General features: G+C 67.4%; 16 protein-coding genes. 5 read left to right on the top strand and 11 right to left on the bottom strand.

Annotated features, from left to right (window positions below; all coding sequences use genetic code 11):
- The first annotated feature begins 564 nt into the window (after positions 1 to 564).
- The 3 genes from LEL84_RS21895 to LEL84_RS21885 all read left to right on the top strand — a co-directional run bounded on the left by LEL84_RS21895 (position 565) and on the right by LEL84_RS21885 (position 5265).
- Positions 565 to 2328 (top strand): ABC transporter ATP-binding protein, encoded by a 1764-nt coding sequence (locus LEL84_RS21895; protein ID WP_226512769.1) that lies wholly within the window; start codon positions 565 to 567, stop codon positions 2326 to 2328.
- Complete coding sequence (locus LEL84_RS21890; protein ID WP_226512768.1) at positions 2321 to 4222, top strand: ABC transporter ATP-binding protein; 1902 nt, start codon at positions 2321 to 2323, stop codon at positions 4220 to 4222. Before LEL84_RS21895 ends, LEL84_RS21890 begins: the two co-directional genes overlap by 8 nt.
- An 89-nt stretch (positions 4223 to 4311) precedes the next feature.
- Positions 4312 to 5265 (top strand): alpha/beta hydrolase, encoded by a 954-nt coding sequence (locus LEL84_RS21885; protein WP_413466993.1) that lies wholly within the window; start codon positions 4312 to 4314, stop codon positions 5263 to 5265.
- Here LEL84_RS21885 and LEL84_RS21880 read toward each other — a convergent pair.
- The 7 genes from LEL84_RS21880 to LEL84_RS21850 form a co-directional block, all read right to left on the bottom strand.
- On the bottom strand, positions 5200 to 7086 hold the full coding sequence (locus LEL84_RS21880; RefSeq protein ID WP_226512766.1) for an ABC transporter ATP-binding protein: 1887 nt from the start codon (positions 7084 to 7086) through the stop codon (positions 5200 to 5202). The two genes, LEL84_RS21885 and LEL84_RS21880, sit on opposite strands and share 66 nt — an antisense overlap.
- 184 nt (positions 7087 to 7270) lie before the next feature.
- Positions 7271 to 7954 carry an MspA family porin gene (locus LEL84_RS21875; RefSeq protein ID WP_226512765.1) on the bottom strand — a complete coding sequence of 228 codons (684 nt, stop codon included), beginning with the start codon at positions 7952 to 7954 and terminating at the stop codon, positions 7271 to 7273.
- Between the two features lie 71 nt (positions 7955 to 8025).
- Positions 8026 to 8667, bottom strand: coding sequence for an MspA family porin (locus LEL84_RS21870; RefSeq protein WP_226512764.1), 642 nt, complete (start codon positions 8665 to 8667; stop codon positions 8026 to 8028).
- Positions 8668 to 9371: 704 nt separating this feature from the next.
- Positions 9372 to 10040 (bottom strand): molybdenum cofactor biosynthesis protein B, encoded by a 669-nt coding sequence (locus LEL84_RS21865; RefSeq protein ID WP_226512763.1) that lies wholly within the window; start codon positions 10038 to 10040, stop codon positions 9372 to 9374.
- A gap of 112 nt (positions 10041 to 10152) precedes the next feature.
- Positions 10153 to 11652, bottom strand: a complete 1500-nt coding sequence (locus tag LEL84_RS21860; RefSeq protein WP_226512762.1) for a S1C family serine protease — start codon at positions 11650 to 11652, stop codon at positions 10153 to 10155.
- A gap of 206 nt (positions 11653 to 11858) precedes the next feature.
- Positions 11859 to 13397 carry a sensor histidine kinase gene (locus tag LEL84_RS21855; protein WP_226512761.1) on the bottom strand — a complete coding sequence of 513 codons (1539 nt, stop codon included), beginning with the start codon at positions 13395 to 13397 and terminating at the stop codon, positions 11859 to 11861.
- Entirely contained in the window at positions 13397 to 14083 is a 687-nt protein-coding gene (locus LEL84_RS21850) for a response regulator transcription factor (protein WP_058251501.1), read from the bottom strand. Before LEL84_RS21850 ends, LEL84_RS21855 begins: the two co-directional genes overlap by 1 nt.
- A gap of 240 nt (positions 14084 to 14323) precedes the next feature.
- On the opposite strand from LEL84_RS21850, the gene LEL84_RS21845 reads away from it, so the two are divergent.
- Complete coding sequence (locus LEL84_RS21845) at positions 14324 to 18439, top strand: bifunctional nitrate reductase/sulfite reductase flavoprotein subunit alpha (RefSeq protein WP_226514385.1); 4116 nt, start codon at positions 14324 to 14326, stop codon at positions 18437 to 18439.
- A gap of 282 nt (positions 18440 to 18721) precedes the next feature.
- The gene (locus LEL84_RS21840; protein ID WP_065630217.1) at positions 18722 to 19006 is read left to right on the top strand and encodes a GIY-YIG nuclease family protein; all 285 of its coding nucleotides are present in this window, start codon (positions 18722 to 18724) and stop codon (positions 19004 to 19006) included.
- Positions 19007 to 19246: 240 nt separating this feature from the next.
- On the opposite strand, the gene LEL84_RS21835 is transcribed toward LEL84_RS21840, so the two are convergent.
- The 4 genes from LEL84_RS21835 to LEL84_RS21820 all read right to left on the bottom strand — a co-directional run bounded on the left by LEL84_RS21835 (position 19247) and on the right by LEL84_RS21820 (position 22934).
- On the bottom strand, positions 19247 to 19615 hold the full coding sequence (locus LEL84_RS21835; RefSeq protein ID WP_226512760.1) for a Rieske (2Fe-2S) protein: 369 nt from the start codon (positions 19613 to 19615) through the stop codon (positions 19247 to 19249).
- The gene (nirB, locus tag LEL84_RS21830) at positions 19612 to 22119 is read right to left on the bottom strand and encodes a nitrite reductase large subunit NirB (RefSeq protein WP_226512759.1); all 2508 of its coding nucleotides are present in this window, start codon (positions 22117 to 22119) and stop codon (positions 19612 to 19614) included. The genes LEL84_RS21835 and nirB overlap by 4 nt, the downstream gene beginning before the upstream one ends.
- Positions 22119 to 22466, bottom strand: a complete 348-nt coding sequence (locus tag LEL84_RS21825) for a molybdopterin oxidoreductase (protein WP_065630247.1) — start codon at positions 22464 to 22466, stop codon at positions 22119 to 22121. The genes nirB and LEL84_RS21825 overlap by 1 nt, the downstream gene beginning before the upstream one ends.
- A 117-nt stretch (positions 22467 to 22583) precedes the next feature.
- Positions 22584 to 22934: a DUF2834 domain-containing protein gene (locus tag LEL84_RS21820; RefSeq protein WP_065630220.1), complete on the bottom strand. Its 351-nt coding sequence runs from the start codon at positions 22932 to 22934 to the stop codon at positions 22584 to 22586.
- Positions 22935 to 22942 lie beyond the last annotated feature (8 nt).

The following is a 22942-nucleotide window of genomic DNA, read 5'->3' as shown; positions in this document are numbered from 1 at the left end:
GAGACTGACTAGTCTCCGCTCTCACCATCCGCCCCCGGCTGAAGCCGGGGGCGGTTTGCTGTCTCGCGCACGTGCCAACCCGCACCGACCAAGGCTTCAATCGTTCGGACGAAGTTCAACGGTTTTCCACTTGTTTCACCTCGAGGACATCGGCTCATGTCGTACTGTCTGCGTCGTGATCGTCGACGCCCTGCGTTCGACGTTCCACCTCTCGCAGTCTCACCGAATCAGGAGATCCCATGGCTGACGCAATCCAGGGCGCAATCACCGACGCAATCACCGCCGCGATCGTCGAGACCATCACCGGGTCGCTCGAATCCGGCTCGGAACAACCGACCACCTAGTCACGCGAATACAAACCCGCCCCTCCGACTTTCGCGGAGGGGCGGGTTTGCGTTCCCGGCACAATCGCTGCATCAAGGCGATTTTCGATGCCAACCGCGCGTAGATCGGGCCGCCTTGTAGTATTCGGAACACCTCGCCGCCGCGCCATCGGTCGCCTGCAACGATGGCTTCCGCGCCGGGTTTGGACGCCGTTTCCACCACCGGGAGTAGCCTCACCTGATGCCCGTCACCCGCTCGCTGAGCAAGGATGAGGTACGCGCGTTGCTCGCGCTCCTGTTCGACGCACTCCGGGCAACCCGCTGGGCCTGCGCCGGTTTCGTCGTCTTCCAGCTCGCGTCGGTGTTCACCACGCTCGCCCAGCCCGCTCTCAACGCCGCGATCATCGACGACGGGATCCTGCGCGGTGACGTGGCGACCATCAAGCGCGTCGGCGTGCTCATGGTCGTGGTGGCCGTGCTCAACCTGGTGGTGTCGATCGGTGCCACCTTCCTGGCCTCCCATATCTCGGCGACCGCGGCGCGCGACCTCCGCACGCGCGTACACGGTCGGATCAGCGCCTTCAGCGATCCGCAGGTCCACTCCATCGGACTGTCGAGCCTGCTGACGCGCTCCACCGGAGATGTGGGCCAGATCCAGGGATTCCTCTTCATCAGCCTGACCGTCGTAGTGACCGCGCCGTTGATGCTGTTCGGCGCGCTGGTGTTGTCGCTGGCGCAGGGCTGGCGGATGGCGCCCGTGCTGGTGGTCGCCGGGGCGGTGCTGGTCGTCCTGGTCGCCGTCCTCGTCCGGCGTCTAGTGCCGTGGGCTGCGCAGTTGCAGCGTCGTCTCGACGTCGTCAACCGGGTGCTGCGCGAGCAGCTGCGTGGGATCGCGATCATCCGCACCTTTCGGCGAGAGGACCGGGAGCGCGCCCGGTTCGCGGTGGAGAACGACGAGCTCACCCACGTGGCCCTGCGCCTCGGCCGTCTGCAGGTCCTGATGCTGCCGTTGGTCACCGTGGTCTCGAACCTCGCCGTGGTCGCGGTGACCGCACTGGGTGCGATCTTCGTCGACCGCGGGGAGATGCAGATCGGCCAGATCACCGCGACGGTCGGCTATCTCGCCCAGATCCTGCTGGCGGTGTCGCTGCTGACCATGATCGCCGGGGTCATCCCGCGTGCGGTGACCAGCGCCGGACGAATCACCGCGGTACTCGACACCGAGCCGCTCGACCCCGGCGACCCCGGTGACGGCCGGGCGCCCGCACCGCCCACGATCGTCTTCGACGCGGTGTCGGTCGCCTATCCGGGCGCCGAGTCCCCGACCGTCGACCAGGTCTCCCTGTTCTGCGCACCCGGTACGGTGACCGGCGTCCTCGGCGGAACCGGAAGCGGCAAGTCGACGCTGCTGTCCCTACCCCTGCGGTTCGCCGACCCCACGTCGGGCGTGCTCCGATGGGATGCCGCCGACGTGACCGCTCTAGCGCCCGCCTGGGTTCGCGCACGCAGTGCCTTCGTGGGTCAGGGTGCCGAGCTCATCACCGGGACGGTCGCCGACAACCTCCGGATCGCCCGATCGACCGCCACCGACGACGAGCTGTGGGACGCCCTGGACGTCGCCGCCGCGGCCGACTTCGTCTCGGCTCGCCCCGGCGCTCTCGACGCCACGGTGGCGCAGGAGGGACGCAACTTCTCCGGTGGTCAGCGCCAACGGCTCGCACTCGCGCGTGCCGTGCTCCGCCGGCCCTCGCTGTACGTGCTCGACGACCCGTTCAGCGCTCTCGACGTCGACACCGAGGCCCAGATTATCGAACGATTGCGCCGGACCGATCCGGATGCGACGGTCCTGATCGCCGCGCAGCGTGTGTCGTCGGTCCAGCACGCGGACGTCATCGCGGTGCTCGACGCGGGACGGATCGTCGGCCTCGGAACCGATTCGGAGTTGCGGGCACACAGTGACATCTATCGGGAGATCGCCTACGCGCAGGCGGTGACCAATGCTTGACCAGAGGTCGCAGGCGCCGGCGGCCGGGCCGAGAAAGACCCAGAAGCCGGCGACCCAGCCGACGGCTCGACGGCACGATGGATCGCTGCGCTGGATCGTCCGGCAACTCGACCTGAGCAGAGGACGCGGGTTTGCCATCTCCCTCTTCGCGATCCTCGCCGCGGTCGGCGGCGTCGTCGCGCCGATCCTGTTCGGTGCGGTCACCAACGTGATCGTCGACGGCACGGTCGGCGACGCGACGATGAACTGGGGACTGCTCTGGACGCTCCTGGCGATCCAGGTCGGGGTGTTCGTGGCGGCCGCGGTCTGCAGCCTCGCCCAGGGCCAGTTGCTGACCGTCGCCGTGCAGCGGTCGGTGGCCGGATTGCGCGCACGCATCGAGGACAAGATCCACCGTCTTCCGTTGCGCTACTTCGAGAACACCACACGTGGTGTGTTGGTGAGCAAGCTGACAGCCCACACCGACAACGCCGCGACGGTGATCGCACCGGTGCTGGTGACCGTTCCGACGAATGCCTTGACGCTTGTCGTCGTCACCGCCGTCCTGTTCGTCATCTCCCCGGTGCTGGCTTGTGTCGCCCTGGTCGCAGCACCCGTGTCGGCGCTGGCCGCGGTCCTGCTCGCCCGCCGGGCACGACCGCACCTCGAGTCCCGCTGGACGACCACGGCCGCCCTCACGGGGCACATCGAAGAGGAACTCAGCGCGCGCCGGATGTTGCAGGCGTACAACGCCGAACCGACCGCCGCGCGCCGCTTCGACGACCTCAACGACAAACTCTTCTCGTCGGTCCGCTCTGCCCAGTGGATCGGCGGTTCCCTGCCCTCGGTCCTCACCGCGGTCAACGCCCTGGTGTTCCTGATCCTGGCGGTCCTCGGCGGGATCATGGTGGTCGACGGACACCTCAGTCTCGGGGCGGCTCAGGTTGTGGTGGTGTTCGCACAGCAGCTGACGAGCGCGGTTCGCGAACTCGCCGGGTTCGTCGCCAAGGTGCAGTCCGGCACCGTGTCGGCGAGCAAGGTCCGCGAGGTGCTCGAAGCACCCGAGGACGCCGGCGCCGACACCGGCTCGCCGGTGCCCGTCTCGTCCGGCCGGCACCAGCTCCCACCCGAGATCGTCTTCGACGACGTGGGCTTCGCCTACGAGGAGGACAACCCCGTTCTCGACTCGGTGAGCTTCCGGATGGCGCCCGGCACGACCACCGCCGTGGTGGGGACCACCGGGTCGGGCAAGACCACGCTGACCAATCTCCTGCAGGCGTTCTACGCACCCAGTCGGGGCTCGATCACCATCGACGGCGTCGATCTCGTCGAACTCGGACCGCACCGGGTACGGGCGAACATGGCCGTCGTCACCCAGGAACCGTGGCTGTTCACCGGGACAGTCCGCGAGAACATCGCCTTCGGCATCGAGGACGGCCATGCGGTCGATGCGGCTCTCACGGACAGCCACGTCGCGCAGATCGTCGCCGCACTACCCGAGGGCATCGACACCGTGATCGGCCAGGAATCCGAGAATCTCAGCGCCGGCGAGAAACAGCTGGTCACCGTCGCGCGCGCGATTGCCGCGTCGCCCAAGATCCTCATTCTCGACGAGGCGACCAGCGCCGCCGACCCCCGCACCGAGTTGCTCGTTCAACGTGCCCTGCACCGTCTGCGTGCGGGGACCACCACCCTGCTCATCACCCACCGCATGGCGACCGCGGCGTTGGCCGACGAGATCGTCGTCCTCGACGATAGGGTGATTGCCGAGGCAGGGACCCACCAGGAGTTGCTCGCCGCGGGCGGGATCTACGCCCGACGGTGCGGACTGGCGCCGGTGGACGCCACGGCCGGCGACGACGACAGTGTGAGCGGCAGCAGTCCCAGCGGTCCGGACGCGAGGTCGGACCCGTGACAGAAGGCAGGAGCCAGCGCGAGTCGGACCACCGGCCCGTCGTCTCCCGATCAGGAGGAAACGTGTACAGAGGTTTGCGCAAACTCGGGATGGCAGCGGCGGTCGCCCTCAGTGTCTCCCTCGTCGCTCCGATGACCGGCGGGGCGAGCGCCACACCACGACTCGTCGACGCCGGATCGCCCGGGCGCGTGACCGACATCGTCGTGCATTCCGACGCCATGAACCGTGATGTACCGCTGACCGTGATCAAGCCGGCCGACGAGACCAAGCCGCGCGGGGTGCTCTACCTCCTCAACGGCGCCGGCGGCGGCGAGGATCGCGCCAACTGGCTGGAGAAGACCGACATCGTCGAGTTCACGCGCAACAAGAACCTGTACGTGGTCATCCCGAACGCCGGCCAGTACAGCTACTACACCGACTGGCAGAAGCCCGATCCGGTTCTCGGCGTGCACAAGTGGTCGACCTTCCTGGGCAAGGAACTCCCCGCGGTCGTCGATGCCACCTACAACACCTCCGGGCGCAACGCCATCGGCGGGATCTCCTCGTCGGCGACGTCGGTGCTGAATCTCGCCATCGAACATCCCGATCTCTATCAGGCCGTCGGCTCCTACAGCGGATGTCCGACGACGTCCGACCCGTTCGGTCAGGAGTACATCCGACTCGTCGTGGAGATCCGCGGGGACGGCGACGCCACCAACATGTGGGGTCCGTACGGCGGCTCCGGCTGGCGCGCCCACGATCCCGTGGTCAACGCCGCCAAGCTGCGTGGCCAGAAGCTGTACATCTCCAACGCCGGCGGTCTGCCCGGGCAGTACGACAATCCTCGCTACGTGAAGGATTTGGACACCCTGGCCGACCAGATCGTCGTGGGCGGAGTCATCGAGGGCGCCACCCTGGGCTGCACCGTCCAGCTCCTGAATCGTCTCGGGCGGTTGAACATCCCGGCGACGGTGGACCTCCCGCCGGCGGGAACCCATTCATGGCTGTACTGGCAGGACCAGCTGCACCGTTCGTGGTCGTTCTACGAGCGCGCCCTCGCCTGACCGCGGCGCCACCGGAGCCGCATCGGCGAACCGTCCGTCGCGCAACTCGACTGTCCGGTCGGCGAGCTCGAGCACACGCGGATCATGGGTGATGAGGATAGTGGTCCGCAGTGACGCGACCCTGGCGAGTGGTTCGAGGATCCCGCTGACGGTCTCGTCGTCGAGACCCGTGGTCGGTTCGTCGAGGACGAGTACCGGGCGGTTTCGAAGGATCGTGCGCGCCAGTGCAATTCGCTGCTGCTGACCACCGGACAGGTTCTCCCCACGTTCGACGACCTCGGCGTCGAGGCCGCCGTTCATCCGCGAGATGAATTCGGCGGCACCTGCGGCCCGCGCGGCAGCTGCGATGTCCGCTCTGGTCGCCGCGGTGCAGCCGAAACGGATGTTGTCCGCGATCGTGCCACGCATCAACGCCGGCCGTTGATGCAGCACCGACAGATGCTCTCTCAGGTCGCTCACGTCGAGGTGGCGAATGTCGGTGCCGTTCAGCCGGATCGACCCCGCGACGGGGTCGTACAGACGCAGCAGCAGACGGGTCAGGGTGCTCTTGCCGGCACCACTGGGACCCGTGACCGCCACTGTCTCGCCCGCACGGATCTCCAGGTGGGCGTCCTCGAGGACTCGGGACCCGTGGTCCGGGTATGCGAAGGACACCCCGGCCAACGACAGACGAACCGAGGCGGGCGCGACCGGACGACGGGCCGGAATCGGGTCGAAGGCCACCGGTTCGGACGAAATCGACTCGGACGCAATCGGTTCGGCGACACCAGCCGATGCGTCGAGGACCTCGGCCACCCGTTCGGCGCTCGCGGTCGCGGACGTGACCTCGACGAGCAGACCGCCGAGTGCCTGGATCTGCGGGTAGAGGTACCCGAGATATCCGGTCAGGGCGATGAGCGTGCCCAGTTGCGCATCACCGCCGGCGATGAGCCACGCCCCGAACGCGATGACGACGATCATGCAGAGCACTTCGACGACCGTGACCGCCTCGGCGAACGCCGCCCCGGCGCGGGACTCCGCCATCCGGGCCGCCCGCCATCGGCGGTTCTGCTCCAGGACCCGGGCTCGGTGGTGCGAGGTCTGATTGTCGGCCTGCAACGCCACCATGTTGCCGATCCCCTCGGCGACCAGTGAACTGATCCGGCCGGCAGCCTGCCGCTCGCGACGCGACGCACGTTTGACCACGGCGCCGAATCGGCGGGCCGTCGCCCAGAGCAGCGGCGCGAGAACGGCGGCGACGAGGGCCAACTGCCAGTTGGTCGCGAAGGCGGCGGCACCGTAGACGAGGAGGCTCACGGTGGCGACGACGCCGGAGACCACACCCGACGACACGAGACTGTCGACCGCCTCGACGTCGGAGGTGGTGCGCGACACCAGGTCTCCGTCACCGAACCGGTCCCGCGTGTGCGGCGCGAGTCGCTGGATGTGCGCGTACAGCTGACCGCGGAGACGCAGCAGTACCGTCTCGGTGACGCCCGCGGTCAGGATCCCGCCCGCATACGACGACACGGCGCCGAGAAGGGAGACACCCACCCAGATCATCATCGGGGTGGACAGCGCGCTCAGATCGCCGGTCACCAGCACGTCGTCGACGATGTGCGCGAACAGCGCGACGGTGACCACCGTGGTGCCGACCTGCACGAGGTGGCAGATGACAGCCACCGCGAGACGCCGTCGCAGTCCGACGACCAGGGGCGCGAAACGGCGGATGGTCGCCGGCACGGTGAGAGTCGCCGGACGGGACTCCGACGTCGGGACCCGTGGCCCCACGCCTCCCGCGCTCGGATCGTCAACCGGTCGCAGTTCGGTGGCGGTGGACATGTCGATGGCTCCTCACCGGCGGGACAATATCCGCCGGCACCGAGACTACGACCGAGAACTGATGAGTTTCACTGTCAGGCAGCCTAATACAGCAGACTCACAGCGACACCGAACCGACCCCACAACAACGACCGCGGGGCGGGAATCCATTCGGATTCCCGCCCCGCGGCGTGATGGAAGTCGATCAGCCGAGGCTGAAGTGCTTTCCGTTGAGCACCACAACACCCTTGACGGCGTCGGTGCTGACCGTCACCTGGACGAAGGCGCGAGCAGCGGCGTAACCGGCGCAGCTCTCGACCTTGAACTGCTGCTGGCTGTAGGCCACGCCACCCTTCTGTCCCTTGAAGGAGTAGGCGTTCAGCTCGTAGTCCTTGTAGGAGGTGTCCGAGCCGGAGGTCTCGTTAATGAGCCACTGACGCTTGACCTCGCCCGGGCCGAGCGAGACACCAGCGCCGACCGAGTCGCCGTCGAGGCCGGCCCCCGCAGTCACATCGCCCGGTGCATATTCGATCCCGCCGGTAACGCCGGGAACGCTGACGTCGGGTCCGCCGAAGTTGACCTGGCAGCCGACGTCGTAACCGACCTTGATCGAGCCGCCCTCGGCCTTGCCGCCGACGGTCACGCGGACCTTGCCCGACAGCCACACCTCACGGGTGGTGGGGACATTGCTGATCGGGCGCTGGACGTTGACGAACTCGTCGAACAGCTGGACGGTGACGGGGGTGCCGTCGACCAGGGTCTTGGTGATGGTGCCACCCGGCAGCGGGCCGGCAGCGGCGCCACCGGCACCGAGGCTGGTGAGACCCATCGCGACGGCACCGGCGAGACCGGCCGCCGCAACCACGCGACGCGTGATGTTCTTCTTCATGATTCCCCTTCGTGGAATATCGATCTGCTCAGGGCAGATAAGTCAGGTAGAGCTTGTTATCTGCGCCCGGATCAACCGATGGTGAAGGGCTTGCCGTACAGGGTGGACTGGATGAGGGTGCCCTCACCGCTCAGCGAACCGTCGTCGGTGCTGTAACCCTTGGCGCCGATGGTCTTGACGGCCGAGCGGGCCGAGGCGTAGCCACCGCACTGGTTGAGGTTGAACGACAGCTGCGACAGCTGAATGGCGGCGACGCCCGAGTCGGAGAAGTCCTTGTCGGTGATGTCGACGACGGCGACCTGTCCCGGTGCGAGCGGCAGGCCGAGCTCACCGGACAGCGTGGTCGCGGAGAGGCTGATGGCGCCGCTCAGGTCCAGCGTGATGCCGCTGACGTCGACCTGGCAGCCGACGATGTACTTCACGGCCAGGTTGCCACCGACGCCGGCGGATGCCTTGGCGGTGTAGGTACCCGAGATCACGAAGCCACGCGACGCGGGGTTGTTCGCCACGGTCGGGATCGGGTACGAGTTCTCACCGGTCCGCCACGTCTGGATGGACTCGCCGTCGATGCCGGTGGCGTTCTTGTAACCGTTCGGCAGCGGCGCACCTGCCGCTTCGCCGACGCCCATGCCGGCCAGGCCCACGACCGCGGCCGAGGCGATCGCGACCGCGCCCGCGGCGCGGCGCAGCCCAAGCTTGCTGAACTTGCTCATTCGTTCCCTCTCACAGGATTCGGCTGTTACCCCGCGGAATGCACTCACACCCGCAAGTCATGACCCACGACGTTCGATGGGCTTCCACACAGTTACCACCAAGCCAGCTCTTACGCATGTCTTAGCTCTCGTTAAGAATCCATCGAATTCCTGGTCACTGCTGCGTTGTCACTCGCGACAGATCGCAGGACTCCCCCCGGTCCCCGACTCTGGGGACCGCGCGTCGTCGAGCCGAACGTTATCGGAGGGGTCTCAACTCGGGCAACAGGAGGACTCGGCCGTGTCACGAACAGGGCACGCACCAGCGTGAATCTCGGATTCGCCAACGATAGAACGGCGAAAGTTAACGACAGGAAAACACGCTGATGTGACTACGTGCGTAAAGAGCGAAATCACTCGTGATGCGGCGGCCGCTGCGCCTCGTACCAATCCTTAGAGCGCCCTGTGTGATGTTCGTCACTCTCGTCTGAAGTCAGTTCAGGAAGGGTGTTTCCGAACACCGCATCGAGACGACGACGCCGCGCAGCTCGGTGCTGCGGGGCGTCATCATTGCTGCTCATCGGCAATTTCCGAGGTTCTGAAGACTCTGTTCCCACCGGTCGGATATCCCATCGAAAGTGGCCCGTCACCCTGTTAACCAGGAGTTTTCTTTGTATTGCTGAACAGATTTCGGGGTCGCTCGGAGGTCTCGCGGAGCGACCGGCTCAGAACTCGCTGATCGACTCGATCACGTATTTGGCGAGGGGTGCGGCGGTCGCCATGCCGTCGCGCACCGCAGCCCGCGAGTTGGCCAGGTTCACCACGAGTGTCTGTCCGGAGATTCCAGCCAGCCCGCGCGAAAGTCCGCCGTCGGTGGCTCCCGCCGCCAGACCGGAGCTGCGGACGGCCTCTTCTATACCCCGCAGACGCCGATCCAGAAGGGGTTCGGTGGCCTCGGGCGTCACATCCCGGGCGCCGACGCCGACGCCGCCCACCGAGACCACGAGGTCCACTCCGCCGATCACCGCGGTGTTGAGCGCATTGCGGATTTCCACCTCGTCCCCGGAGACGACCACGGCGGCGTCGACGTGGAACCCAGCCTCGGCCAGCAGTTCGCTCACGAGCGGCCCGAGCAGGCGCTGGTCCTCACCGTGGGCCGCCTCGTCGTCGACGACGACGACCAGCGCACGGCCGATCTCTTCGCCCTGGGGGCGGTGAGCGGCCTGTTCGTGGCGCGCGACGAATTCCCGTGCCGCGGCGTCGGCCGCGACCACGTCGGCGGGGTCGACCGGACCCGGCCCGCCCGCGAGGCGGACGTCCAATGAGTTCTCGTCGAGATCGGTCTCGGCGGAGACGGAGGTGGTACCCGGGTTGCGCGGAGCAGCGTCGGACATGACAGGCCCTTTCTTGATGGGTGGGACCGTCGAAACGGTCGTTCGTGCTGCGCTGAGCCGGCGCCCGCGGTGGGCGCCGGAACAGCCTCCTCGATGCAGTTGTGGTGGTCGGTCAGCCGGCCGCGAGCGTGCCGAGCTTCACCTGGGCGGTCTTGGTGGCACCGTTGTCCACGTAGGTCACGGTGACCGTGTCGCCCGGTGCGTGCGATCGGACCGCGGCGACGAGGGCGTCCCCGGAGGAGATGACGCGGTCGTCGACCTTCGTGATGACCGCGTCCTCGGGGATGCCCGCATTCGCAGCCGGACCGCCGGGCGTCACCGCGGTGACGACGGCCCCGGGTGCGTCGGACGCGCCGCTCGGCCGTACCGACACACCGATGTTGGCGTGGCTGGCCTTGCCGGTGGCCTCGAGTTCCCTGGCCACCCGGATGGCCTGGTCGATCGGGATCGCGAACCCGAGTCCGATGCTGCCACCGGCCTGTTGTTCACCCCCACCAAGGGTGGCGATCGCGGTGTTGATCCCGATCAGCGCGCCCCGGGCGTTCACCAGGGCACCGCCGGAGTTGCCCGGGTTGATCGCCGCGTCCGTCTGGATGGCGTCGATGACCGAGGTGGTGTTGGTCCCGGGGTCACGCGAGGTCAGCACGGGACGATTGAGCGCGCTGATGATGCCGGTGGTGACGGTACCCGCCAGTCCCAGGGGCGAACCGATCGCGATCACGTCCTGCCCCACGGCGAGGTTGTTCGAGTTGCCGACGGTGATTGGTGTGACGTCGTCGCGGTCGACCTTGATGACCGCGATGTCGGAGATCGGGTCAGCGCCCAGGACACGGGCCTCGGCCCGCGAACCGTCGGCGAAGTTGACCGCGACCCTCGACGCCGGGCCGTCGCCGCCGGCGCTGACGACGTGGTTGTTCGTCATAATGACGCCGTCCTCGCTGAGGACGACGCCCGAGCCGGAACCCATGGCCCCGCCGGACGCGACCTCGATGGAGACCACCGACGGGGTCACCCGTGCCGCGACCTCCTGCACGGAACCGGCCGGCGCGGCGACCGGCGTCGTGTTGTCGTTGCCGGGATCGCCGCCCAGCGGACCGTTGCTGGAACTGGAACCACCGTCGGACTCGGCGAGGTTGTATCCGGCCACGCCACCCACACCGCCCGCGACCAACGCCAGGACGAGTCCGGCCACCCCCAGCGCCACGAGGCGTCCGCCACTCTTCTTCTTGGCGGGTGCGGCCGAGGGGCCGTCCGGGCCCTGGTTCCCGAAGCCGGGCTGGGAGCCGAACGGCGGCTGGCCCGACTGTCCGTATGAGGGACCCGGACCGTAGTTGCCCTGAGGCGGGAACGGGCTCGTCCCGGGCCTGCCGTACGACGATGTCGGCGCGTTGGCACCCGGATAACCCTGACCGCCCGGTGCGGGGAAGGAGCCCGACGGCGGACCGAACGGACCGCCCTGTCCCGACGCCTCGTTGCCGGACGCCGCGCGGTGGCCCCCGCCCGGCTGACCACCACCGAGTTGGCCCCCACCGTGCTGACCACCGCCGTGTTGACCACCGCCGTGCTGACCGCCCCCGTAGGAGCTGTCACCGTGCGAACCGCCAGTCGTCATCTTCGTCTCTTCCTCGTCGGCCCGGCCATGCGCCGGTGCTTGTTGTCAGTGGCCGGGCCGGGACCGCAACACCTCGGCATCGTCGTACCCGAACTGCGCCTTCGGTCAACCCTAGGTGATCCGAGACCAGGTCACACCGGGCGAGTTCAAGGCTGTTCGCAGTCGTCGACAACCGAGTCGTCGGCTTGGCGCCACCCGCTTCTCCTCTACTGACGAATCACCTGCGGGGATGGTTCCGCCGCAGTTGCCCGGCCCGGCAGGGTCATCCGGATCAGCGCTCCCCCGAGCGGCGACGTGTCGGCGACCACGGTGCCGCCGTGTCGTTCGACCACCTGACGCACGATCGCCAGTCCCAGACCCGATCCCGGCATCGACCGCGACTGCGTCGACCGGTAGAACCGCTCGAAGACGAGACCTCGGTCCTCCTCGGGGATTCCGGGACCGGCGTCGGCGACGGTGAGCTCCGCGGTCGACATCCCGATCTGGGTCAGGCCGACACGCACCGTGCGGCCCGGGGGACTCCACTTCGCCGCGTTGTCGAGCACGTTCAGCACCGCGCGCGACAGTCCATGTGCCTCGCCGAACACGAACCACGGGGCGAGGTCGACCTCGAACTCGACGTCGTTGCGGCGGCGTCGAACTCGTTCGAGGGCTTGCTCCACGATTTCGGCGAGATCGACCTCCTCGTAGACCACTTCCGGCGCGTCCTCGCGGGCGAGGTCGACGAGATCGCCCACGAGCGTGGACAATTCCTCGATCTGCGCCATCACATCGGCACGGAGATCGACCATGTCCTCCTCCGGTACCGCCCGCGCCCCGGGACGACTCGCGGCGATCAGCAACTCCAGATTGGTCCGCAACGAGGTCAACGGGGTCCGCAGCTCGTGTCCGGCGTCGGCGACCAGACGTGCCTGCCGATCCCGGGACTCGTCGAGGGCGCGCAGCATGGCGTTGAAACTGACCGTGAGCTTGGCGAGTTCGTCGTTGCCGGTCACCGGGATGGGCGTCAGGTCGTTGGTCCGCGCGACCCGCTCCACGGCGCGGTTGAGACGCGAGACCGGCCGCAACCCGGCTCGCGCCACCGTCGTCCCGGCCAGGGCGGCGAGGGCGACCCCGCCGCAACCGACGACGAAGAGCACCCAGGCCAGACGCTTGAGCACCCGGTCGGTCTGGATGAGGCTCTGTGCGAGCACGAGGGTGTTGCCGTCGTCGAGTTTGCGGGTCAGGACACGCTGATTGCGCGTGGTGCGCAGGCTCTGCTGCGTGGAACCGGGTACGGACGGCGACCGGACGATGCCGCGCTCGACGTCGTCGAACGGCACCTGACCGATGAGATACGTCTCGCCGCTGGGGGTCACCAGCGCGATGGAGATGTTGGTGGAGAACACCGTTCCGGCCACCAGTTGCTCGGGTTGCGTACGCAGGACCCCCGCGCGGGCGAGCGCGGCCATCCCGTCGGCGCGACTCTCGAGCTGCTGGTCGACATCGTTGTACATCGCGCGATACACGACGAAATACGCGGCCGCGGCCATCAGACTCACCGAGACCAGCACGACGGTCGCCGACAGGATCGTCACGCGGGTACGCAGCGACACCGCGCGCATCAGCGGCATCGGCGCCCGCATCTCCTTTTCGTCCGACCCGACACCGGTGGTGTGCCCCGTGATCGCCCGGGTGAGGCGGTCGCGGAAAAGATCCCGGGTCTTCGGGTGTCGCGACGTCGAGTTCGACGACTTGCCGATCACTAGGGCGGCGTCTCCCGCAGGACGTACCCGACGCCGCGCACGGTGTGGATCAGTCGGGGCTCGCCGTCGGCCTCGGTCTTGCGCCGGAGATAGCCGACGTACACCTCGAGCGCATTCCCCGACGTCGGGAAGTCGTAACCCCAGACCTCTTCGAGGATGCGGCTGCGCGACAACACCCGGCGCGGATTGGCCATGAGCATCTCGAGCAGGGCGAACTCGGTGCGCGTCAGACTGATCGAGCGCTCGCCGCGGGTGACGTCGCGGGTGACGGGATCGAGCGACAGATCCGCGAACGTCAGGGTCTCCGAATCCGCGTCCTCGTCCGGCGAGGCACGGCGCAACAGCGCCCGCAACCGGGCGAGGAGTTCCTCGAGGGCGAACGGCTTGGGCAGGTAGTCGTCGGCTCCGGCGTCGAGGCCCGACACCCGCTCGGACACCGAGTCGCGTGCGGTCAGCACCAGGATGGGGAGGTCGTCACCGGCAGAGCGGAGCCGGCGGCACACCTCGAGGCCGTCGAGCCGAGGCATCATCACGTCGAGGATCGCCACGTCGGGCCGGTCGGCCAGGATCTTCTCGAGTGCCTCGATGCCGTCGCCCGCGGTCTCGACGCTGTAGCCGTTGAAGGTGAGCGACCGTCGCAACGACTCCCGGACGGCCCGATCGTCGTCGACCACGAGGATGCGCATGGCTACAGTCTTATCCACCCCGGCTGAGATCCGGCTGAGCAACGCCGAAACCCACCCGTTCAAGTGACGGAGTCGGCGTTCACCTGCGGTTCCGGCGGCCTTTCACATCGGGGACCGAGTTCTGTGAGGTCAAGTTGATGGATGCGTAACGCCGGGCTTCGGGTCGCGAAACATCGACCTCCGACGCTGGAACCCGTGACCCTGTCTGCCCCGACTCGATCTGTCGTGTCCCGATCGGTGATGTCGCTGTGCGCCTATTGCGGTGTCGGTTGCGGCATGGAGATGAAGCTCGACGACGATTCCGACCGCGTCACCAAAACGATCGGCCGGCCCGATCATCCGACGAACTTCGGGCGACTGTGCACCAAGGGGTCCACCACCGCGGACATGCTCGCCGCCGGCGGGCGCCTGTCCACCGCGCTGGTCCGAGACGATCGGGGCGGCCAGCTCCGGCCCGACGCACTCGACGCCGTCGTCACCGACACCGCGCGACGCCTGCGCGACATCGTCGACGAGCACGGGCCCGACGCGGTGGCCCTGTATGTGTCGGGCCAGATGTCTCTGGAGGCGCAGTACCTGGCGAACAAGCTGGCCAAGGGATTCCTGCGCACCAACCAGATCGAGTCGAACTCGCGACTGTGCATGGCGAGCGCCGGGACCGGATACAAACTGTCGCTCGGCTCCGACGGGCCGCCCGGGTCGTATCAGGACTTCGACCACGCCGACGTCTTCCTGGTCATCGGCGCCAACATGGCCGACTGTCACCCGATCCTGTTCCTGCGCATGATGGACCGGGTCAAGGCCGGGGCGAAGCTGATCGTCGTCGATCCTCGACGCACGGCGACGGCCGACAAGGCGGACCTGTTCCTGCAGATCCGATCCGGGACCGACCTCGCCTTCCTCAACGGCCTGCTGCACCTGCTCATCGAGAACGGCCACACCGACACCGAGTTCATCGAGTCGTTTACCGACGGCTTCGACCAGATCCCCGACTTCGCCGCCCAGTACCCGCCGGATGTCGTCGAATCGATCACCGGGATCGCGGCGTCGGACCTGCGGGCCGCGGCCGAGCTCATCGGCAACGCAGCCAACTGGATGAGTTGCTGGACGATGGGCCTCAACCAGTCCACCCACGGGACCTGGAACACCAACGCGCTCATCAACCTCCACCTCGCCACCGGCGCGATCTGCCGGCTCGGCAGCGGACCGTTCTCACTGACCGGACAGCCGAACGCCATGGGCGGACGCGAGATGGGGTACATGGGCCCGGGCCTGCCCGGCCAGCGCGCCGTCGTATCCGCGGCGGATCGCGAGTTCGTAGAGGACGTCTGGGGTGTTCCGGCCGGGACCCTACGCACCGACGTGGGCGGCGGCACCATCGACATGTTCCGCCGGATGGCCGACGGCGAGATCAAGGCATGCTGGATCATCTGCACCAATCCCGTTGCCTCGGTGGCCAATCGTCGAACCGTCATCGAGGGACTCGAGCGCGCCGAGCTCGTGATCACCCAGGACACCTTCGTCGACACCGAGACCAACCAGTACGCCGACGTGGTGCTGCCCGCGACGCTGTGGTCGGAGTCGACCGGTGTGATGGTCAACTCCGAACGCAACCTCACCCTGTTCGAACCCGCGCTCGATGCCCCCGGACAGGCGATTCCGGACTGGGAGCTCATCGCGCGCATCGCCGCCGAGATGGGGTACGCCGACGCCTTCGACTATGCGAGCGCCGAGGAGGTGTTCGAGGAGATCAAACGGTTCGCGAACCCGAACACCGGTTACGACCTGCGCGGGGTGACCTACGACCGGCTCCGCCGCACGCCGATGCAATGGCCGTGCCCGCCGGCCGGAGACGGCGAGCCCGATCCGGTGGACACCGGTGCCCGCAACCCGATCCGGTATCTCAACGACGGTCGCAGTCAGACGCTCCACCGCCTCGACGACGGGTCGACGCCGCGCCTCGCGTTCGCCACGCCCAGCCGCCGCGCCCAGTTCTTCGCCCGTCCCCACCTCGACCCGGCCGAGATGCCCGACGACGACTACCCCTTCCTGCTGAACACAGGCCGGTTGCCCCATCAGTGGCACACCATGACCAAGACCGGCCGGGTGGCCAAGCTCAACAAACTCAACCCGGAGCCCTTCGTCGAGATACATCCCGACGATGCCGACCGGTTGGGCATCACCGCGGCGGACAAGGTCGAGGTGGCCTCCCGTCGCGGCCGGGCGGTGTTGCCCGCGCGGATCTCCGACCGGGTGCGACCCGGCAACTGCTTCGTACCGTTCCACTGGAACGACGTCTTCGGTGAACACCTGGCGATCAACGCCGTCACCTCCGACGCGGTGGATCCGTTGTCGCAGCAGCCGGAGCTGAAAGTGTGTGCGGTGACCCTGATCCGGGTGCCCGGTTCGCGCGGTGACGTCGACGATGCGCCGGTCGTCGCCGCGGGTTCACCTAAACTTGCTGAGGCACTGGGGGTCTCGGGAGTCAAGGCGCCTGCGATGACCCCCGCCGAGCGCCTCTACCTGGCCGGTCTGGTGGCCGGCGTGGGCGACTCACCCGCGGGCAGTCCAGTGCTCCCGGCCGATGCGCCGCTGGGTGCCGAGCTCCGCGTCTGGGTGTCAGGTGTTCTCGCCGGCCTGTACTCCCGCGCGGCCGCCGCACCCGATCCCGCTGTCCCCCGGTCCGACTCATCGTCGTCGGAACCGGACGCCGACACGGTGACCGTGCTGTGGGCGTCGCAGATGGGCAACGCCGAGGAGCTCGCCGCAGAGGCAGCCGAGCGCGTCAAGGCCAGCGGCCTCCGGGTGGACGCCCGGTCGATGGACGAGGTCGAGGTGGGCGAACTGAAGGGCACGGCCCTGTTCGTCACCTCGACCACCGGGGACGGCGATCCGCCGGACAACGGTACGTCGTTCTGGGACGCGCTGAACTCCGAGGACGCACCCGACCTGTCCGGCGTCGACTACGCGGTGCTGGCGCTCGGCGACTCCAATTACGACGACTTCTGCGGCCACGGACGCAAACTCGACACCCGCATCGGTGAACTGGGTGGTCGTCGCCTGCTCGATCGCGTCGACTGCGAACCCGACTTCGAGGAAACGGCGGGCGGCTGGCTGACCGAGGTGATCCGGGCGATCAGCATGTCGAACCGGGCACCCACCTCGGGGGTGACCGGTGACCGGGTGACCGTGGTCAGTGAACCGGCCGACTCCGCAGCGGCACCCTCGGTGCGTTCCGCGCCGGCCTATTCGCGGAAGAAGCCGCTGCTCACCTCACTCGTGCGGAACGTCAAACTCAACTCCGAGGGGTCCGGCAAGGACGTGCGCAACTTCGGGTTTCATTTGCCCGCGGGCACGCTCTCGTACCAGGCCGGGGACGCGCTGGGGGTCTGGCCGCGCAACGACCCGACGCTCGTCGAGGAGTTCCTCGACCGCACCGGCCTCGACGCCGACGCGTCGGTGACCGTGGGCGGCGATGAGGTCGCGTTGCACATCGCCCTGCGCGACCGCATCGAATTCGCTCGTGTGACATCGGATCTCATTCGTTTCGTCGCCGACCGTACCGGTTCCGCCGATCTCAGGACGCTCATCGCACCGGGGAACAAACAGCAGTTCAACGACTGGGCATGGGGGCGACAGTCGGTCGACGTGCTGGCCGATCATCCCGTCACCGCCGACGCCTCGGAGTGGATGCAGGTCCTCAAACCGATGGTCCCCCGGTCGTATTCGATCTCATCGAGTCCCCTGGAGAGTCCTGACGAGATCCAACTGACGGTGTCGGCCGTGCGCTACAACCTGTTCGGCACGCCGCGCGGTGGTGTCTGCTCGACCTTCCTGGCCGACCGCGCCGACGACGAGATCGGCGTGTTCGTCACCTCCACGAGCCACTTTCGGCCGCCGGCCGATCCCGACACCCCGATGATCATGATCGGCCCCGGCACCGGCATCGCCCCGTTCCGCGGTTTCCTCCGCGAACGCGAGGCCCTGGGGCACACCGGGAAGAACTGGCTGTTCTTCGGCGAGCAGTACTCGGCGACCGATTTCTACTATCGCGACGAGTTGACGACCATGCTCGGCGACGGACTGCTCACCCGCCTCGACGTCGCGTTCTCGCGCGATCAGGATCGCAAGATCTACGTCCAGGACCGGATGCGCGAACACGGCGAGGAGCTCTACCAGTGGCTGCACGACGGCGCTCACGTCTACGTCTGCGGCGATGCGACACGGATGGCCAAGGACGTCGACGCGACACTGAAAGGCATTGTCGCGCAGCATGGTCGCCGATCCCCCGCGAGCGCGGAGTCGTACGTCAAGGCACTCGCAGCCGACAAACGCTATGTGCGGGACGTGTACTGAAGGGCGAGCCCCGGACGGCGCCTGGCCGCAGATCTGCGCTGCGGCGCTACCATATGGCACCCTGAGGTTTGACGCTTCCCTATGCTCCCTGAGGTGCGACGCTTCCTTATGCTCCCTGAGGTGCGACGCTTCCCTATGCTCCCTGAGGTGCGAGGAGCGCAAGCGACGAGCCACGAAGGGCAACGCAAGTCGGAGTACCCAGGCGACGCGAGCTGCCGCGAACTCTCCACAGGCAAGGGTACATACGTTCCACGGGCTGCCAGAACCCTCGACGATACTGCGATGGCATGGGTGTATATCCTCGAGTGCGCGGACGGGAAGTACTACGTCGGAAGCACGCGCGACCTCGACAATCGGTTACGCCAACACAGCTCGGCGCAGGTTGGTTTCACTGCTCACCGCCAGCCGGTGAGGCTGGCGTGGTCGGTTGAACTGTCACTGGACGACGCCTACGCGATCGAGCGACGAATTCACGGCTGGTCTCGTGCGAAGAAGAAGGCACTGATCGACGGCGATATCGATCTACTTCGCGCCCGGGCAGGGCGCAGGGGCGGTCGCCCACGCTGACATTGACACGAGGCTTTGTGAACAAACGTGCAGGAGGACTTTCAGTGCCGTCACCAGCCCCCGTGGCTCGTAGCTATCGCTCCTCACAGATCAGGGTCTCCGGCCTGACGGCCGTCGTAGGCCACGAAAGACCACTCCTGGGCGACTGAACTCATGCTCCCTGAGGTGCGAGCGAAGCGAGCCACGAAGGGCACCGCAACGCGTCTCACCAGGCCCTTCGTGGCTCGTCGCTATCGCTCCTCACACCTCAGGGAGCATTCGTTTGTCACCAACGCCCGCAGGAGCACCCAACCAGACGACGATGTCCCCGTCCCGGTCCTCGACGCGGTAGACGCCGATGGAGTCGATACCGTCCGAGGTGCATCGGCCATCGGCCAGTTCGAAGGCGTACTGGTGCAACGGACAGACGACCTTGCCCAGATCGAACTGACCGTCGGCGAGCGGTCCCCCGCGGTGCGGGCAGACGGCGTCGGTGGCGCGCAGGGTCCCGTCGGTCAGGCGGAACACCGCGATCTGCCTGTCTTGCAACGCATATGCTCGGCTCTCGCCGATCTGCAGGTCGTCCAGTTGCCCCACGACGACGCCGGCGTCCGCCGACACGCTGGTCATCGGACCGGCACCCGGGGCAGCGGCAGCAGCGGAAGCGCCGAGGTGAACTGCGCGGGCGATTTGGGTTCGGCGCGGTCCAGCCAGGGATCGACGTAGGCCTCGACCGCGGCGTCGATCCCCTCCTGCAACCCGGCAACCAGTCCGTCACGGTCGTCGACGATGATCGCGCGGAGTTCCTCGATGCCGATGCGCGGTACGAATGCGTACGTCCGCTCCAGCCACTTGCCCTGCTCGCGGTAGTACTGGATGAAGATGCCGCACAACCGGATCACCTCGTCGGCCGAATCCACGGTGGCCAGCAGGTCGCCCTTGCGGATGTGCGCGCCCGCGGCGCCACCGACGTAGATCTCCCACTTGCCGTCACCGATCGCGACCACGCCGAAGTCCTTGCACAGGGCCTCGGCGCAGTTGCGCGGGCACCCGGTCACCGCGAGCTTGAGCTTCGCCGGTGACTCCAGACCCTGGTAGCGCGTCTCGATGTCGATGCCGAGCTGCGTCGAGTCGCCGAGACCGAATCGGCAATAGTCGGTGCCGACACAGGTTTTGACCGTCCGGAAGCTCTTGCCGTACGCGTACCCCGACGGCATGCCGAGATCTTCCCAGACCTTCGGCAAGTCTTCCTTCTTCACGCCGAGCAGATCGAGTCGCTGCCCACCGGTCGCCTTGATCATCGGGATCGAGTACTTCTCCGCGACGTCGGCGATCTTGCGCAACTGCTCGGGTGAGGTCACCCCGCCCTTCATCTGCGGCACCACCGAGAAGGTGCCGTCACGCTGGATGTTCGCATGCACTCGGTCATTGACGAACAGTGCACCGGGTTCGCGCTTCCACGCCGAACCCCAGATGATCCGTAACAGTGAGGCGAGCGGCATCTTCGCCGTCGCGTCCTCGCCGTCGGGCGCGAGTTTGTCGAACACCTCGCTGACCGACCGCAGGTCCTGCCGTCGGATGGCGTCTATCAGTTCGGGTTTCGTCAGTGGGATGGCCGGGACGTACCAATCGGCGGACGCGTCGGCGGTGAGCTCGTCCCCCGCTGCGAGTTCGACGATGTCGGCGACGAGCCCCTTGCAGGAACCACATCCTTTGCCGGCGCGGGTCTTCGCGCACACCTCGCCGACGCTCGTGCATCCCGATGCCACGCAGGCCACGATGTCGCCCTTGGTGACCCCGTTGCAGTTGCACACCTGCACGTCGTCGGCGAGCTCGGCCGCCCCGGTCTCGGCGCTGGGGGTGCCCAGGTCGAACAGCATCGAGATGCGTTCGTCGGGAAGCGGTACCTTGTCGTCGAAGGCCTGCGTGAGGAAGTTGACCTTCGAGATGTCGCCCAGCAGCATCGCTCCGATTAGCTTGTTGTCACGGACCACGACGCTCTTGTAGACGCCGTTGCGTGGTTCGTAGAACTGGACGAATTCGTCGTCCTCGCGTTCCGGTCCCTTGACCCCCATGGCCGCGACGTCGACACCGGCGACCTTCAACTTGGTGGTCAGTCGCGAACCATGGTATTCGGCAGCCGGATTCGCGCCGGTGAGGACGTCGGCGAGCACGACTGCCTGCTCCCACAGCGGTGCGACGAGACCGTACACCTCACTGCGGTGCTGCGCGCACTCCCCGACCGCGTAGATGAAGGCCTCGTCCTCGCAACGCATCTGGTCGTCGACGACGATGCCGCGCTCGACGACCAGACCTGCGCCGCGGGCGATCTCGACGTTGGGACGAATGCCGGCCGTCACCACGATCATGTCGGCGGGCAGCGAATCGCCGTCGGTGAAACCGACTCCCGCGACGGTCCCGTCGTCGTTGCGCAACACCGCCGTCGTCCGCTTGCCGGTGTGGACACCGACCCCCAGCGCCTCGATCTGGTTGCGCAGCACCTTGCCGCCGCGCTCGTCGAGTTGCTGGTTCATCAGGTGCCCGGGCGAGTGCACGACGTCGACGGCCACACCCTGGGTTTGCAGTCCGTAGGCGGCTTCGAGTCCGAGCAACCCGCCGCCGATCACCACCGCGCGCACGTTGTCGCGAGACTCGGCCATCTGCAGCATGCCGTTCGTGTCCTCGATGGTGCGGAAGCCGAACACGCCGCGTGCGAGCCGGCCGTCGGACTCGCGGAGTCCGTCCATGTTGGGGAAGAACGTGTGGGACCCGGTCGCGATGATCAGCACGTCGAATTCGATGACCCGTCCGCTCGCGCAGGTCACCGTCTTGGCGAACCGATCGATCGACTCGGCGCGATCACCGGAGTGGAGCGTGACGTCGTTCTCCCGGTACCACGCCATCGGGTTGAGCATGAGGTCGTCGTCGTCGACCGCGGTCTCCCCGGCCAGCACGTGGCTGAGCATGATCCGGTTGTAGTTCCCGTACGGCTCGTCGCCGATCATGGTGATGGCGAACTGTTCCCGGCCGCCGCGGGAGATGATCTCCTCCACGGTGCGCGCGCCGGCCATGCCGTTGCCGACCACGACCAACCGACGCGTGGGAACCGGCGGCGTCACGTGCTCGTCCCCCATCAGAAGATGACCATCCCGAAGTCGACGACGACCTCACCGCTCGCGCCCTCCGGCGCGGCGAGGAGGAGCTCCAGCGTGGTGTCGGGTTCCACGTCTTCGACGACCCGCAACGGCACGTTGACCGACGACCTCGCGCCCATCGGGAACATCCGCATCGGCGTGCCGTCGCGAACCAGGGTCACACAGATGAGTTCGTCGCAGCTGTTGCCGCCGCGAAAGTACAACGGCTGAGCCGTCATCCCGGGCGGGACGACGAAGGTCAGCGACGCATCGATCGGTCCCGGCTTCGACAGGCCCGACCCGGAGAACGCGTAGACACCCTGCAGGAATTGTGGAGTGCTCGACATGCCGCCACTATCCGCGAGGCGCATGAAATGCGACTTGCCTCGGTGTTACGGCGACGTTGTCTGGTTCTCACCGGCCCGGCCCGCCCGCGAGAGCGCCAGCGGGCGCGCGCGACGCCGCTACCGCGACCCCAGCGCACGCTCCCGGGCGAGGAAGAAGAACGGGATCGCGGTGGCGATGCCGACGCCGAAGGTCAGCACGACCGACGCCAGCCACCACGGCAGGATGCGCAGGCGGCGGGCCTCCGCGAGCGCCCACACGTGGAAGCCGATGACGACGAACGTCAGGTCGACCATCGCGAACCGTCCGGGCGTCGTCTTCAGGATGTCCCCCACGAAGAAGTCCTTGACCGACCCCGGCCCGTTCTGTCGTACGTAGGGGATCGCGATGGCGTTCTGCGTGACCAGCGCGGACAGGAAGACGAGGAACAATGATCGCTCTCGCCACTTCTGGTCGGAATCGGTCGTCATCAGGCCCT

It is taken from the genome of Gordonia sp. WA4-43 (genome assembly GCF_020520305.1).
GTDB classification, from domain to species: domain Bacteria; phylum Actinomycetota; class Actinomycetes; order Mycobacteriales; family Mycobacteriaceae; genus Gordonia; species Gordonia hongkongensis.
Note: the sequence above shows the minus strand (reverse complement) of the source record. Positions and strands in the feature narration are given on the sequence as shown.

Bases quoted from the DNA above. Each gene is read 5' to 3' on its own strand.
- LEL84_RS21840 (WP_065630217.1), top strand. From the start codon at position 18,722: ATGGCATGGGTGTATATCCTCGAGTGCGCGGACGGGAAGTACTACGTC.
- nirB (WP_226512759.1), bottom strand. From the start codon at position 22,119: ATGGGGGACGAGCACGTGACGCCGCCGGTTCCCACGCGTCGGTTGGTC.
- LEL84_RS21845 (WP_226514385.1), top strand. From the start codon at position 14,324: ATGTCGCTGTGCGCCTATTGCGGTGTCGGTTGCGGCATGGAGATGAAG.
- LEL84_RS21860 (WP_226512762.1), bottom strand. From the start codon at position 11,652: ATGACGACTGGCGGTTCGCACGGTGACAGCTCCTACGGGGGCGGTCAG.
- LEL84_RS21835 (WP_226512760.1), bottom strand. From the start codon at position 19,615: ATGACCAGCGTGTCGGCGGACGCCGGCGTCGTCGTGGGGCAACTGGAC.
- LEL84_RS21850 (WP_058251501.1), bottom strand. From the start codon at position 14,083: ATGCGCATCCTCGTGGTCGACGACGATCGGGCCGTCCGGGAGTCGTTG.
- LEL84_RS21825 (WP_065630247.1), bottom strand. From the start codon at position 22,466: ATGTCGAGCACTCCACAATTCCTGCAGGGTGTCTACGCGTTCTCCGGG.
- LEL84_RS21820 (WP_065630220.1), bottom strand. From the start codon at position 22,934: ATGACGACCGATTCCGACCAGAAGTGGCGAGAGCGATCATTGTTCCTC.
- LEL84_RS21865 (WP_226512763.1), bottom strand. From the start codon at position 10,040: ATGTCCGACGCTGCTCCGCGCAACCCGGGTACCACCTCCGTCTCCGCC.
- LEL84_RS21895 (WP_226512769.1), top strand. From the start codon at position 565: ATGCCCGTCACCCGCTCGCTGAGCAAGGATGAGGTACGCGCGTTGCTC.
- LEL84_RS21870 (WP_226512764.1), bottom strand. From the start codon at position 8,667: ATGAGCAAGTTCAGCAAGCTTGGGCTGCGCCGCGCCGCGGGCGCGGTC.
- LEL84_RS21890 (WP_226512768.1), top strand. From the start codon at position 2,321: ATGCTTGACCAGAGGTCGCAGGCGCCGGCGGCCGGGCCGAGAAAGACC.
- LEL84_RS21880 (WP_226512766.1), bottom strand. From the start codon at position 7,086: ATGTCCACCGCCACCGAACTGCGACCGGTTGACGATCCGAGCGCGGGA.
- LEL84_RS21875 (WP_226512765.1), bottom strand. From the start codon at position 7,954: ATGAAGAAGAACATCACGCGTCGCGTGGTTGCGGCGGCCGGTCTCGCC.
- LEL84_RS21885 (WP_413466993.1), top strand. From the start codon at position 4,312: ATGGCAGCGGCGGTCGCCCTCAGTGTCTCCCTCGTCGCTCCGATGACC.